Source organism: Nocardia sp. CC201C (assembly GCF_030010695.1).
Lineage (GTDB): Bacteria > Actinomycetota > Actinomycetes > Mycobacteriales > Mycobacteriaceae > Nocardia > Nocardia otitidiscaviarum.
In genome coordinates, this window is the sequence record NZ_JASCXP010000194.1 from 1 (window position 1) to 13,244 (window position 13,244).

Here is a 13,244-nt window from a genome sequence, read left to right on the forward strand (position 1 = left end):
GGGGTAGCGGGGGCGAGAGCGGAATGCCGTACGGCGATGCCTGCGGCCCGCCCGGTCCGGGATGCGGTTGATAGCCGGGCGGCGGCGGAAATCCCTGACGCTGTGGATAACCGGGGCCGGGCCGTTGTGGATAACCCGGCTCCGGGCGTGGACCGGGAGCGCCGGGACGGCGACCGGGCGGCGGCGGAACAGGCCGTCCACCAGGGGAAATCGGCCCCTGTCCGTACGGTGGTCGAGTCATTCCCCCGGACCCCCTCGTCACCTCGATATCACCGACAGCCGCTGAGGAAGGATAGCAAGCTGTCTAAAGTACCCTTCCATGCAGATTTTTCGGGGGGGCTTGGTCGTCGCGCTGCTCGCCCTGCTGGGCCTGCTCGCCCCGGCCGCCCAAGCCCAGCCCGCTCCGGACGGGGTGCGGATCGTCGCCGACGTCGATCTCGGCGACGACGGGCTGCTGCGGGTCACCGAGACGGTGACGGTGCCCGAGGGCGAGGAGTTCCGTCAGGTACTGCCGCTGCGCGTGCAGGTCAGCGAGAGTGTGGCGCGCACCTTCCGGGTGACCGACGTGCGCTCGACCGGGGCCGGGGAGGCGACGGTCGCCGACGACCGCTTCACCATTACCGCGCGTCCCGGGGAGTCGACGTTCGAGTACACGGTGCACAACACGGTCAGCGATACGACCGGAGCGCAGGTGTTCCACTGGACCGGTGTGCTGAATACCGATGTGGCGTCGGTGGTGGCGACGGTGAGCAGTCCGGATTTCCGGATGGGCGTGACGAAGTGCACCATCGGGCCACCCGGACAGCCGCGGGACTGCGCGGATATCCGGGTCGAACCGGACGGTTTCGCCCATCTGGAGAAGACCGATCTGCGCAAGGGCGATGTCATCGACGTGACCCTGCAACTGCCGCCCGGGACGGTGGCGGCCAATGCCGATATCGACGATGCCGACGCGCCGGGTCCGTTCTCCGTCACGACTCCCGTGCTCGCCGCCTTCGCGGTCCAGTTGCTCGGGGTGGCGGTGGCCGCCGGATTCGTGGTGTGGTCGCGCGGGCAGGCGACACCACAGCAGGCCGAGGCGGTCGATCCGCTGCTGCGCGAGGGCAATCGGGTGCTGTTCACCTCCCCGGACGGGGTGCTGCCCGGTACGGCGGGGCTGCTGCTGGATGGCTATGTGGATCCGCGCGATCTCGCCGCGACGGTGGTGGATCTGGCGGTACGGCGGTACCTGTGGGTGACGGCGATCGACGATACGGATTGGCGGATCACCCGGGTGAATCCGGCCGACGGACAGCTCACCGACCATGAGCGGGCGGTGTACGCGGCGCTGCTGCCGGAGGGCGCGGAGTCGGTGCTGCTGTCGGAACTGCGGGGGCGCTTGGACGCCACGGCGGTGCGCAAGGCGCTGGTGGCCGATGCGGTGGCGCAGGGACTGTATGTGGATCGCGCCCGGCGCGGGACGGAATTCTGGCTCGGCGTCGGGCTGATCGCGGTCGGCGCGGCCGCCACCGTCGGCCTGGCGCTGGGTCCCGGTCACGCCCTGGTCGGGGTGGCGATCGCGCTCGGCGGTGTGGCGGCCCTGCTGCTCCCCCGCTATCTGCCCGCGCGCACCGCGGCCGGTCGCGAACTCACCGACCGCGTGCGCGGCATGCAACGGGCCCTGGACGCGCTGTCGCGCGAGCAGATCCCGCCGCCGGACCAGGAATTGGTCTTCTCCCGCGCACTGCCCTTCGCGGTGGCCGCGGGCCGCACCGACCACTGGACGCGCGCCTTCCGCGACCTCAACCCGAACTCGGACGGCCGTCCCGGCCTGTACTGGTTCGGCGGCTTCGAACGCGACCGCGACCTGTACCGGTTCGCCGGGCACTTCCCGTACTTCATCACGGTGCTGGAGGGGTTGTTCACGCCCGGGAAGTAGTTTCGCGCGGGTCTCGACACATCGACGTACACCCCGGGCGACATCGGTCCCGGATACTCCCGGGCGTGGACCGGAGACGCTCCCGCCGCGATCAGCGAGCGCGAGTGGCGCGGCGGACGGCCGACAGCGGGTCGGCGTAGAAGACGCTCAGCGAGGTGACCGCGGCGGCGCTCTCCTGGACTCGGCCGCCGAAGCGGCTGATGCGCAGGTCGGCGTCGGGCAGGGCGGTGTTCTCGGTGAACGCCCGTGCGACACGGTCGATTCCGGGCTGGTAGCCGGTGAATGCCTGACCGCCCAGGATGACGCGGTCCGGGTTGAACATGTCGCGGATGAGCGCGGCGGTTCGGCCCAGTATCTCGGCGCGTTCGGCGAGCAGGTCACGCGCGGCGGCCTCGGTGTCGGCGGCCCGGTAGAGGTCGGTGACGCGCGGGCGACGAGGTGCCTCCGGCTTGGGCAGGATGCCGTGGCGCACGGCGCGCGAGAGCAGTTCGCGCTCACCGACGGTGGCCTCCAGGCAGCCGCGACGGCCGCACGGGCATTCCGCGTCCGAACCGGTGGGCAGATGCGCGATCGAGCCCGGACCGTTGGCGGGCGTATGCACCCGATCGTCCAATGTCACCGCCACACCGACGGTTTCGCGCGCGTAGAGGTAGAGACTGCTGCCGGGGCGGCTGTCCGTCTCGCGTGGCGTCAGCAGCAGTTCGGCGGCGGCCATCGCCTCCACATGCGCGGATACCGAAACCGGAAGGTCCAGTACGGAACTGAAGACGGCGGCGACCGGCGCGGACCGCCAGCCCAGCCGTGGGTGGTCGACCTCGCCGGCGGCGGCGTCCACCCGTCCCGATACGGCGACGCCGACCCACAGCGGCCGTCGGCGCGGCAGCCGGTCCAGGAAGGCTCTGGCACTGCGCGCGACTATGGTCAGCGCGGCCTGCTGCCCGGTCTGCCGCGTGGCGATCTCGAGGCCGCCCAGCATCCGGCCGGACAGGTCCGCCGCGACGATCCGTGTGACACCGCAGCCGATATGCACACCCACCGTCGCGAAGGAGTCGGTGTCGACCTCCACGGGCACCCGCGGGCGGCCGACCGCACCGGAGACCGTGAGATCGGCCCGCTCCCGCAGCAGTCCGGCCGAAAGCAGCGCGGACACTTGACGATTGACGGTGGCGATACTCGCGCCCGTGGCGCGGGCGGCGCTGTCGCGGAAGATGGGACCGCGCGCCGCGGCCCGTAGCACCGCGGCGGCCGGGTTGTCGGAGATGCGCAGTTCCGGCGGCACGGCGGGACGGGCCGGAGCCGGGCGGGTGGACGCGGTCGGAGTATGCGGTCGCTCGAGGGCGGGGCTGGACATGACGCGAATTCCTTGCTGCGGTCCCGTACTCGGACGGGACATGTCGACAGGACGTATCGGCAGCGGCAGCGAGGATGCCCGGGGGCGGTGGCGACCCGGGATCAGAACTCGACTGCGCGACGGCGGGAGCAACACAGCTCGCGCTGGCGCGGCAGCCGCACGCCCAGCGCGACGGTCACATAGGTGACCCGCGTGGCGCGAGGGCGGCTGGCGGTCATGTCGATCAACATAACATCCCACGAATCCGGCCCGCCAGGTTCGAACAGCGCGCATCCGGCCGTGGTGGGTGGCACGACCGGACACCGGTCAGTGAGACGTGTGGTTGCGTCGGCATCTTTCCGTTACTCTTTCGTCGAGAAAGTGTGACCTTGCGCTCATCTCGAGCACACGGGCATCGAATACCGGCAGGCGCGCCATCGGAGAAGCAGGGAAGATCTACGTGGGCATTCGGCACAACCTGCGCACAGCGTCCGCCGCACGGTCCGATGCACTGGCACGCGACCTCCGCGACGTGCGGGGACGGATCGGCATCCGGGCCCGGCTGCTGTCCATCGTGCTCATCTCCAGCGTCACCCTGCTGGCCATCGGCGGCGGCGCGGCCGTGTATCTGGTGGACGACGCGCGCAGCTCCACGGAATGGGCCGACCTGGCCAGCAGCACGACCGGCCCGGCCATCCTCATGATCTCGGCCTTCGAGGAGGAACGCCGGCTGTCCCTGTTGCGGCTGGCCGGTGACGAGGACGCGGCCGCACAACTGGCCACCGCTCGCCAGCAGTCCGATGCCGCGCTGGTCGCGCTGGAGGCCAAGGGCGATGCCGCCACCGAACTCAACCCGAACAACTCGGCGGCCGATATCGAGGGCTACAACCGGCTTTTCGAGATGGTGCCCACGCTGCGCGCCGGTATCGACGCCCTGCGGGTGCCGGCCGATCAGGTGTTCACCTTCTTCACCCAGGTGATCGGCACCATCATCGCCGCGTCCGTGCTGGCGGCCCGGGTGGCCCCGGACGCCGAGATCGCGGTCGAACTGGGTTACGGCGTGGAGGTGCTGCGCGCGGCCGAGGCGCTGTCGCAGGCCGACACCCTGGGCTCGGTGGCCCTGACCACCGGTGAGCTGACCGAACCGCAGCTCCTCGAATTCTCGCGCCGGGTGGGCGAATTCCGCGATCAGGTGGCCTACGCCGCTACGGTGCTGAAGGGGAAGCGGCTCGACCAGCTCAACGCCATCACGGCCGGTCCGGCCTGGCAGCGGGTCACGGCCATGCAGGACGCCGTCGTGCTGCGCGGCGCGGTCACCGACGGAGCCAAGCCGAAAACCGCGCTCCCCCTCGATCTGGCCGGTTGGCAGTCGGCGACCGCGCAGGTCAATTCCGCGCTCCAGCAGCTGTGGGAGGACCAGAGCCGCGACGCGCACGCCGTCGCCAAGCAGCGCGGCACGGACGCCACCCGCGATGCCCTGCTCGGCGGCGGCGCGGTGCTGCTGGTGGCCACCGTCGCCTTCCTGCTGGCACTGCTGCTGGCCAACCGATTCATCGGCCGGATGCGCCGATTGCGCCGCCACACCCTGGAATTGGCCGATGAGCGCATGCCCGAACTGATCCGCCGCGCCGGATCGGGCGCGGCCGTGGACGCCGAGCGGGACGCCGCCCGGCTGGACTTCGGCACCGATGAACTCGGCCAGGTGGCCGACGCCTTCAACCGCGCCCACGGGGCGGCGGTGGCGGCCGCGGTGGCGGAGGCCAAGACCCGCACGGGTATCAATGCTGTCTTCCTCAATATCGCCCACCGCAGTCAGGTGGTGGTGCACCGGCAGCTCGCCCTGCTGGACCGGGCCGAGCGCGAGGAGACCGACGCCGATCAGCTCGAATTGCTCTTCCAGCTCGACCATCTCGCGACCCGGGCGCGCCGCAATGCCGAGAACCTGGTCATTCTCGGCGGTGAGCAGCCCGGCCGCCGCTGGCGCAATCCGGTGTTGCTGATCGACCTGATTCGCGGTGCGGTCGCCGAAAGCCTGGACTACACCCGGATCTCGACCGGGCGCATCCCCGAGGTGCGGATCGCGAGCAAGGCGGTGGCGGATGTGATCCACCTGCTCGCCGAGCTGATGGACAATGCGACCGCCTTCTCGCCACCCGAATCACCGGTCACGGTATCGGCGGTGGTGGTCGGCCGCGGGGTGGCGATCGAGATCATCGACCAGGGGCTCGGCATGTCGGAGGCCGAGTTCGCCGAACGCAATGCCATGCTCGCCGATCCGCCGGACTTCAGCGTGGCGACGCTGTCCAGCGATACCCGGCTCGGGTTGTTCGTGGTGGCGAAATTGGCTGGACGACACGGGCTCTCGGTGCGGCTGACCGAATCCGACTACGGCGGGGTGCGGGCGGTCGTGCTGGTGCCGCATCCGGTGCTGGAGGCGGCGCGGCCGGTCGACGCCGGTGTCGACGGCATTCCCGAGGTCATCGCCGTCCCCGAGGTCATCGCTCCCCTCGGAACCTCGGTGGATATGCGGCGGCTCGCCGAGATCACCATGCCGCCCATGCCGCCGCTGCGCGAATCGTGGCCGGGCTCACTGCCGATGAGCCCCGGCACCGTGCACCGCGCGGTCGACACCGCGCCGTCCACCGCATCGCCCGCCCGGCCGCTGCCGTCGCGGGACGATCGACCGGAACTGCCTCGCCGCCACCGCCATTCCGGCCCGAAGGCGAACACCGACCCCGTGGCCCCCGCCCCGCCGCGCCAGCGCACCGCCGACGAGGCGCGCGATCTCATGAGCGCGATAGCCAAGGGCACCCGCCAGGGCCGTCAGGCCCACCCCGACACCGGCCGCACCCCGAACGAATAGCTCTACCCACAGAAGGCGACAATGACCACTTCACAGCGAATCGACCTCGGCTGGCTGCTCGACGAACTGGTCAGCGGGCTGCCCGACGCGCAATCGGCGGTGCTGTTGTCCTCCGACGGCCTGCTGCTCGGCTTCTCCAAGGGACTCGACCGCGCCGACGCCGACCGCTTCGGCGCCATGGCCTCGGCCCTGCACAGTCTGGCGCGCAGCGCCGGTCACCACTTCAAAGCCGGTGGGGTGTGTCAGACCGTGGTGGAACTCGATCACGCCGTGCTGTTCATCACCGCCGCCGGTGCGAACGCCTGCCTGGCCCTGCTGGCGGCCGAGACCGCCGACATGGGGTTGGTGGCCTACGAGATGAACCAGACGGTGCAGCGGGTCGGCACCCATCTGGCGGTGGATCCGCGGTTCACGGCGGTCGACCGGCCACAGCCATGAGCGACGCGCGCGAGCACTGGTACGAGGAGGACGCGGGCCCGCTGGTCCGCCTCTACGCCGTCACCCGTGGTCGCGGCCGGGCTCGGCGGCCGGATCTGGATATGACGACGCTGGTGGTCGACATCCACCGGGGCGCGGCGTCGCGCCGCACCGAACCCGAGTACGCGGCCATCATCGGACTGTGCCGCACCCCGCTGTCGGTGGCGGAGGTGTCGGCGCATCTGCGGCTGCCGCTGACCGTGACCAAGGTGCTCATCGGTGACCTCATCGACGACGGGCGGCTGCTGCACCGGTCGCCGCCGCCCGCGCCGACCGGGCACGCCGACACCGGCGTCCTGCATACGCTGCTGGAGGGCATCCGAGCCCTGTGAGCGGTCCCGGATGCCGTGCGGGACTAGCTCAATCGCGTCGCGAGACGGGTGGCGTTCATGTAGCCGATCGCCTCGATGGTCACCATGGGATTCACCCCCGGCGCGGTCGGGAAGCAGGAGCCGTCGGCGACGACGATATTGGCGACATCCCAGGTGACACCGTCCGGATCGACGGCCGACAGCTCGCGGGTGCCGCCCATGCGCGCCGAACCCATGATGTGCAGTGCGCCCATCGCGCACCGCCCGGGCGCGTAACCCGCCCGGCGGCACGCGGCGGCGAAGTCGTCGTGGGAGCCGCGCACGCCCGGCTCGTAGTCGATGCCCGCCTGATGTCCCGAGAAGATCCGGCGCGCTCCGGCGGCCTCGAGAATCGAAGCGGCCCCGACGATTCCGGTGTGCAGATGCGCGGCGTCGTAGTCGGAGAGCCGGTATTTCACGATCGGTTCGCCGCTGCCGTCCACGGTGACGGTGCCCGGATCGCGGTCGCGGGTGATGACGCCGACCGAATTCGACCGGGCGAAGTCGAGCATGGTGTCCCGGAAGCCCGCCGCGCCGCGCCAGCTCATGAAGCCGGTGGCCAGTCCCGGATGGATCGGCCCGGTCTCGTAGATGACACCGTAGCCCCGGCCGTCCAGGTCGGCGTGGTGGCGGCTGATCCGTCCCTGGAGCGCACCCTCCCACGGGCGGATGTCCTCGTCGAACACCCCGAAGACGGCGGCGGCGGGATGCAGCCGCAGGTATCTGCCGATGTTCTTGTTGCGCAGGCCGGATCGGCGCAGCAGCGCCGGTGTCTGGATGGCGCCGGCGGCCACCACCACGACGCGCGCCCGCACGTCGATCTCCACCCCGGTCGAGGTGCGCGCCGAAACAGACTCGGCGCGGCCGTTTCTCACTTCGATACGGCGCACGTCGGCGTCGACCACCAGGCGCGCGCCGCGGGCGGCGGCGTCGGCGAGCCAGGTCTTGGTCACCGTCTGCTTGGCCCCGAGGCGGCAGCCGTAACCGCAGCGGCCGCATTCGACCCCGGCGTCACAGGCGTCGGAGACATTGCGCGGCAACGGATCCACCGCCCAGCCCAGCGCCCGTGCGCCGCGTTCGAGGACGCTGTCGCGGGCCGAGAGCGGCGAGCGCTGCTCGGTGACGCCGATCCGCTTGCGCACCGCCTCGAGCGCGTCGCCGAATTCGGCGTCGGCGAACTGCGGGACGCCCAGCTCGGCCCATTCCTGCCGGATGGCGTCCGGCGTCGGCAGCGAGGTGCTCCAGTTGACCACGGTGCCGCCGCCCAGACAGGTGCCCGCCACCAGCGTGAGCTGTCCCTCCGCGGTGGCGGACGGGCCGGGCGCGTACAGCTTCGTCAGCGCGTCGAGCTCGCCCGCACCGAAATCGCGGTCGTCGTAATAGTTTCCGCGTTCCAGCAGCACCACGTCGAGACCGGCCTCGGCGAGCACCGCCGCCGCCACGCCGCCACCCGCACCCGATCCGACGATGACCACATCGCAGCTCAGCGAGGTGTTCTCGGTGAAACGCAGCGGGGTGAGCGCGGGCCGCGGGGCCGACGGCAGCGGGCCGGTGAGCTCGGGGTAGCCGATGCGCCCCCAGAGCGGATTGGTTCCGGTCGGGCCGGGCGTGACGTTGTAGGCGAGCAGCGCCGCCTGTTTGAGCGCCTGGAATACGGCCCGCGCGGGCGCGAGGCCGGAGTCCCCGAGGCGCAGCAGGGCCTGTTCCCGCTGCTGCTGCGACAGCGACGAGAAGCGGCGCGGGCCGCTGCCGGTGAGCAGTCCGGCCAACCGCGAATCCCACCGGTCCAGCAGCATGGCCAGCTGCTTCCGTTCGGCCTCGCGCGGATTGCGGCCCAGTATGGCGAAGATCGTGTCGACCGCCCCGAGTTCGGTCGCCGCGGGCAGGGACGCCCCGTCCCCCGGCAGGAACGTATCGCAGATCATGCCCAGCGCCGCGCGCTGTCGGGCCGTTGGTTCCATGACAAATCCACCCTTCGTAACCGAGTGAGTTCTACCACATTCGTGTGAATGTCCGGTCACTGTTCCTGGTCACAACATGGTGTTAACAAGATTTGTCGATGTGAACGGCGAATAACATCAGCTAGGCGCCGATGCCGGGCTGCCAAGAATCATGCCGATTCCAACCGGTGCGGGTCGCGCCCGGTCCGGCGGACCATCGAGCAACCCGCCGCTCGGCGGAATTCCCGTCCCACCGAGGTTTCGCTTTGTCAGCACTCATTGCTCGGCCCGCCGCACGGTCGACGCCCCACCGCTCCCTGCCCGGCCCCTGGCCGCGGCTGGTCAGCCCACTGGTCCTCATCGTCGCCTGGCAGCTCGCCAGCGCCACCGGCGTGCTGCCCGAACGGCTGCTGGCCGCGCCGACCACCGTGCTCGAGACGACGCTGGAACTGTTGCGCGACGGCACCCTGACCGACGCCGTCACCGTCTCGCTGCGGCGGGCGGTCATCGGGTTCGCCATCGGCGCGGCGCTCGGAGTCGGGGCCGCCGTGGTGGCCGGGCTGAGCCGGATCGGCGAATACGCGCTGGACCCGCCCATGCAGATGCTGCGCACCCTGCCGTTCTACGGGCTCATCCCGCTGCTCATCCTCTGGTTCGGCATCGGTGAGCCGCCCAAGATCGCACTGGTCGCCTTCGGCGTGGCGGGGCCGCTGTACCTCAACACCTTCGCCGGAATCCGCGGCGTGGACGGCAAACTGGCCGAACTCGCGCGGGTGCAGCGGCTCGGCGGACCCGCGCTGATACGCCACATCGTGCTGCCGGGCGCACTGCCGCAGACCCTGGTCGGGCTGCGCCAGGCGCTCGGCGTGGCCTGGCTGGCGCTGATCGTCGCCGAACAGGTCAATGCCGACGCCGGGCTCGGCTACCTCATCAACAACGCCCGGGAGTTCCTGCGCACCGACGTCATCGTCGTCGGCCTGCTCGTCTACAGCGTGCTCGGACTGCTCACCGACGCGGTCGTCCGGCTGATCGAAAGGAGAACCCTCACATGGCGACGCGGATTCTTGACGCCCTGAACGGTTTTCGCGGCGCAGCAGCAGACAGCGCCGCCACACTCGCCGGCCCGCAGCCGGGGGCGGGTGCCAACGCCGCACCACCGGCCGCGAGCACGTCGCACCCGGCAGCCGCGGCTTGCGAACCGGCGGTGGGCGTAACCTCCGCGCACCCGGAATCGGCGGTGATCGCCCCATCCCCGGACAAGGATGCCTTCCCGGCGCACCCGGGAGCGGTGGCGGCGGCCTCGTATCCAGCGGCGGCCACGATCACCACGGCCAGCCGTCCGGAGGACGCGGACGCCTCATCCGCGCCTCGAGTGGCTGCGCATCCGGAGCTCGCCACACAGGAAGCCGGGAACACGTGGACGCATCCGGACAGGGGAGCTCCTGTCGCGCGAATCCGCGACCTCGGCAGGGCATTCGGGACGCGGCGCGTGCTCGGCGGCATCGATCTGGAGATCCGGCGGGGGGAGTTCGTGGCGCTGTTGGGGCGCAGCGGATCCGGCAAGTCCACGCTGCTGCGGGCGCTGGCGGGACTGGATGCCGAGCACACCGGGGCGCTGTCGGTGGCCGGAGAGGTGGCGGTGGCGTTTCAGGAACCGCGCCTGGTGCCCTGGCGGCGGGTTCTGGCCAATATCACGCTGGGACTGCGGCATTCGGAGCCGGAGCGGGCCGCGCGGGCCGCGCTGGCGGAGGTGGGTCTGGCCGAGCGCGCCGAGGTCTGGCCGGGCACGCTGTCCGGCGGTGAGGCGCAGCGCGCCGCCTTGGCCCGCGCGCTGGTGCGCGCCCCCGATCTGCTGCTGCTGGACGAACCCTTCAGCGCCCTGGACGCATTGACCCGCATCACCATTCACGGCCTGGTGCTCGAACTGTGGCAGCGGCACCGCCCCGGCGTGCTGCTGGTGACCCACGACGTGGACGAGGCGCTGCTATTGGCCGACCGCGCCCTGGTGCTCGGCGACGGCCGGATCGCCCGCGACCTCGCGGTAGACCTGCCCCGGCCGCGCCGCCGCGACCACCCCGAATTCCTCGCGCTGCGTTGCGAATTGCTCGCCACACTCGGCGTCCCCCCGGAAGGAGCCGCATGACCGGCCGACGACGCACGGCCGCCGCGCTCGCCCTCGCCGCGACACTCGTCACCGCCTGTGGTGGCACCGATGCCAACCGCGACGCCGTGCGACCCGACGGTTCGGTCGACCTGTCGGCGGTGACGCTGCGCATCGGCGATCAGAAGGGCACCGGCACCCGAGCCCTGCTCGAAGCGGCGGGTGAGCTGACCGACATCCCCTATCGCATCGAATGGTCCCAATACACCTCCGGACCGCCCATGGTGGAGGCCGTCCATGCCGGAGCGGTCGATATCGGCGGCGTCGGCAATGCCCCACCGGTGTTCGCTGCCGCCGCCGGTGCCGGGATCGGCATCGTCTCGGCGTATCTGACCGGCACCGGCGGACAGGCCATCGTGGTCCCCCGGGACTCGCCGCTGCGGGAGCCGAACGATCTGCGCGGCAAGCGGATCGCCGTCGCCAGGGGCAGCTCCGCACACCACCATCTACTGTCCGTGCTGAATTCGGCCGGACTCGGCTTCGCCGATATCGAGCCGCGGTATCTGCAACCGGCCGACGCGCTCGCCGCGCTCAGCACCGGACGCGTCGACGCCTGGGCCACCTGGGATCCCTACACCGCCCAGGCCCAGGAGCAGGCGGCGGCCCGAATCCTGGTGGACGGCAGCGGCTATGTGCGAGGCGACTCCTTCTATGTGGCCGGGCGACGGGCGCTCGACAATCCCGCGACCGCCGCCGCGCTGCGTGACGTGCTCGCCCGCATCGGTCGCGCACACAGCTGGGCCAATGGCGATACCGAGGCGTGGGCGACGATCTTCGCCCAGGTCACCGGGCTGCCCGTGACGGTGACCCGATTGGCCGTAGCTCGCGCGCCCTACCGGGACCACCCCATCGACGACGCCACCGTCGCGGCCGAGCAGCAGGTGGCCGACGCCTTCGCCGCGGCCGGGCTGATACCGCGGCGGGTGACCATCGCCGACTTCGTCGACACCCGCTTCAACGACCTGTTCGCCCCAGCCTGACCCCCGCCCGAACCTCCCGCCAGCATCGGAGCCTCCCGTGTCCCTGTCATTCCACTGGTTCCTACCCACCTACGGCGACTCGCGCGCCCTCGTCGCGGGCGGCCACGGCACCGCCATGTCGGGTGATCGGCCCGCCACGCTGCGATATCTGCGCCAGATCGCCGGAGCCGCCGAGGAGAACGGTTTCGAATCCGTGCTCACGCCGACGGGAGCGTGGTGCGAGGACGCCTGGCTCACTACCGCCATGCTGGTGGAGTCCACGCGCACCCTGAAATTCCTGGTGGCGCTGCGGCCCGGACTGGTGAGCCCGTTCCTGGCCGCGCAGATGGCGGGGACGTTCCAGCGGCATTCCGAAGGGCGGTTGCTGCTCAATGTAGTGACCGGTGGCGAGAGCCACGAGCAGCGCGCGTACGGGGACCACCTGGACAAGGAGCAGCGGTATCGGCGCACCGGAGAATTCCTGGACGTGGTGCGGCGGCTGTGGACGTCCCGAGAGCCGATCAGCTTCGCGGGCGAGCACATTCGAGTGGACGACGCGCTGCTGAACAATCATCCGGACCCGGTGCCGCCCATCTTCTTCGGCGGGTCGTCGACGGCCGCCGGTCCGGTGGCCGCCGCCCACGCCGACACCTACCTCACCTGGGGCGAACCATTGTTCGCGGTGTCGAAGAAGCTGGAGTGGATTCGCGGGCTGGCCGTCGACCGAGGCCGAGTCCTCGACTACGGCTTACGAATTCACGTCATCACTCGCGACACCTCGGAGCAGGCGTGGGCGGAGGCCGATCGGCTGCTCGCCGGCATCGACCCGGCCGACGTGGCGCGCGTGCAGGCGAGTCTGGCGCGCAGCGAATCCGAGGGACAGCGCCGCATGACCGAACTGCACGGCGGCAGCACCGATCGGCTGGAGATCGCGCCCAACCTGTGGGCGGGCGTGGGGCTGGTGCGCGGCGGCGCCGGAACCGCCCTGGTCGGCTCGCACACCGAGGTCGCCGAACGGCTCACCGAATACTCGCGGCTGGGCATCCGCCACTTCATTCTGTCGGGTTATCCCCATGTGGAGGAGGCGTATTGGCTCGGCGAGGGTGTGCTGCCGATCCTGCGGCGACGCGGTATGTGGGGGCGACACGACGCGGTCGCCGCCCCACCGTCGGCCACCCCGTTCGCCGCTGCCGCGTCGAGTTGACTGCCGGATGGACCCAGCGCGGGCCCGGGCCCCCCGGGCCCC

The 13,244-nt window shown here is 71.1% G+C and carries 10 protein-coding genes; 8 read left to right on the forward strand and 2 right to left on the reverse strand.

Annotated elements, in window-relative coordinates; translation table 11 throughout:
• Window positions 1-319: 319 nt before the first annotated feature.
• The gene (locus tag QK444_RS20270) at window positions 320-1,918 is read left to right on the forward strand and encodes a DUF2207 domain-containing protein (protein ID WP_282782600.1); all 1,599 of its coding nucleotides are present in this window, start codon (window positions 320-322) and stop codon (window positions 1,916-1,918) included.
• Between the two features lie 91 nt (window positions 1,919-2,009).
• Here QK444_RS20270 and QK444_RS20275 read toward each other — a convergent pair whose 3' ends face one another.
• Window positions 2,010-3,269 (reverse strand): ROK family protein, encoded by a 1,260-nt coding sequence (locus tag QK444_RS20275; RefSeq protein WP_282782602.1) that lies wholly within the window; start codon window positions 3,267-3,269, stop codon window positions 2,010-2,012.
• A 439-nt stretch (window positions 3,270-3,708) separates the two neighbouring features.
• Here QK444_RS20275 and QK444_RS20280 point away from each other — a divergent pair, with 439 nt between their 5' ends.
• Genes QK444_RS20280 through QK444_RS20290 form a run of 3 tightly spaced genes read left to right on the forward strand, consistent with a single transcriptional unit; the run spans window position 3,709 to window position 6,920 of the window.
• Window positions 3,709-6,111, forward strand: coding sequence for a nitrate- and nitrite sensing domain-containing protein (locus QK444_RS20280; protein WP_282782604.1), 2,403 nt, complete (start codon window positions 3,709-3,711; stop codon window positions 6,109-6,111).
• 21 nt (window positions 6,112-6,132) lie between these two features.
• Complete coding sequence (locus tag QK444_RS20285) at window positions 6,133-6,549, forward strand: roadblock/LC7 domain-containing protein (RefSeq protein ID WP_195114816.1); 417 nt, start codon at window positions 6,133-6,135, stop codon at window positions 6,547-6,549.
• The gene (locus QK444_RS20290; RefSeq protein WP_195144811.1) at window positions 6,546-6,920 is read left to right on the forward strand and encodes a DUF742 domain-containing protein; all 375 of its coding nucleotides are present in this window, start codon (window positions 6,546-6,548) and stop codon (window positions 6,918-6,920) included. The genes QK444_RS20285 and QK444_RS20290 overlap by 4 nt, the downstream gene beginning before the upstream one ends.
• Window positions 6,921-6,943: 23 nt before the next feature.
• On the opposite strand, the gene QK444_RS20295 is transcribed toward QK444_RS20290, so the two are convergent.
• Complete coding sequence (locus QK444_RS20295) at window positions 6,944-8,899, reverse strand: GMC family oxidoreductase N-terminal domain-containing protein (protein ID WP_282782610.1); 1,956 nt, start codon at window positions 8,897-8,899, stop codon at window positions 6,944-6,946.
• A gap of 245 nt (window positions 8,900-9,144) precedes the next feature.
• On the opposite strand from QK444_RS20295, the gene QK444_RS20300 reads away from it, so the two are divergent.
• The 4 genes from QK444_RS20300 (at window position 9,145) to QK444_RS20315 (ending at window position 13,202) form a co-directional block, all read left to right on the forward strand.
• A complete protein-coding gene (locus tag QK444_RS20300) occupies window positions 9,145-9,954 on the forward strand; it encodes an ABC transporter permease (RefSeq protein WP_282782612.1) in 810 nt (269 codons plus the stop codon).
• A 377-nt stretch (window positions 9,955-10,331) separates the two neighbouring features.
• The gene (locus tag QK444_RS20305) at window positions 10,332-11,021 is read left to right on the forward strand and encodes an ABC transporter ATP-binding protein (protein ID WP_282782618.1); all 690 of its coding nucleotides are present in this window, start codon (window positions 10,332-10,334) and stop codon (window positions 11,019-11,021) included.
• Window positions 11,018-12,019 (forward strand): ABC transporter substrate-binding protein, encoded by a 1,002-nt coding sequence (locus QK444_RS20310; RefSeq protein ID WP_282782614.1) that lies wholly within the window; start codon window positions 11,018-11,020, stop codon window positions 12,017-12,019. Before QK444_RS20305 ends, QK444_RS20310 begins: the two co-directional genes overlap by 4 nt.
• A gap of 37 nt (window positions 12,020-12,056) precedes the next feature.
• Window positions 12,057-13,202: an LLM class flavin-dependent oxidoreductase gene (locus tag QK444_RS20315; RefSeq protein WP_282782616.1), complete on the forward strand. Its 1,146-nt coding sequence runs from the start codon at window positions 12,057-12,059 to the stop codon at window positions 13,200-13,202.
• Window positions 13,203-13,244 lie beyond the last annotated feature (42 nt).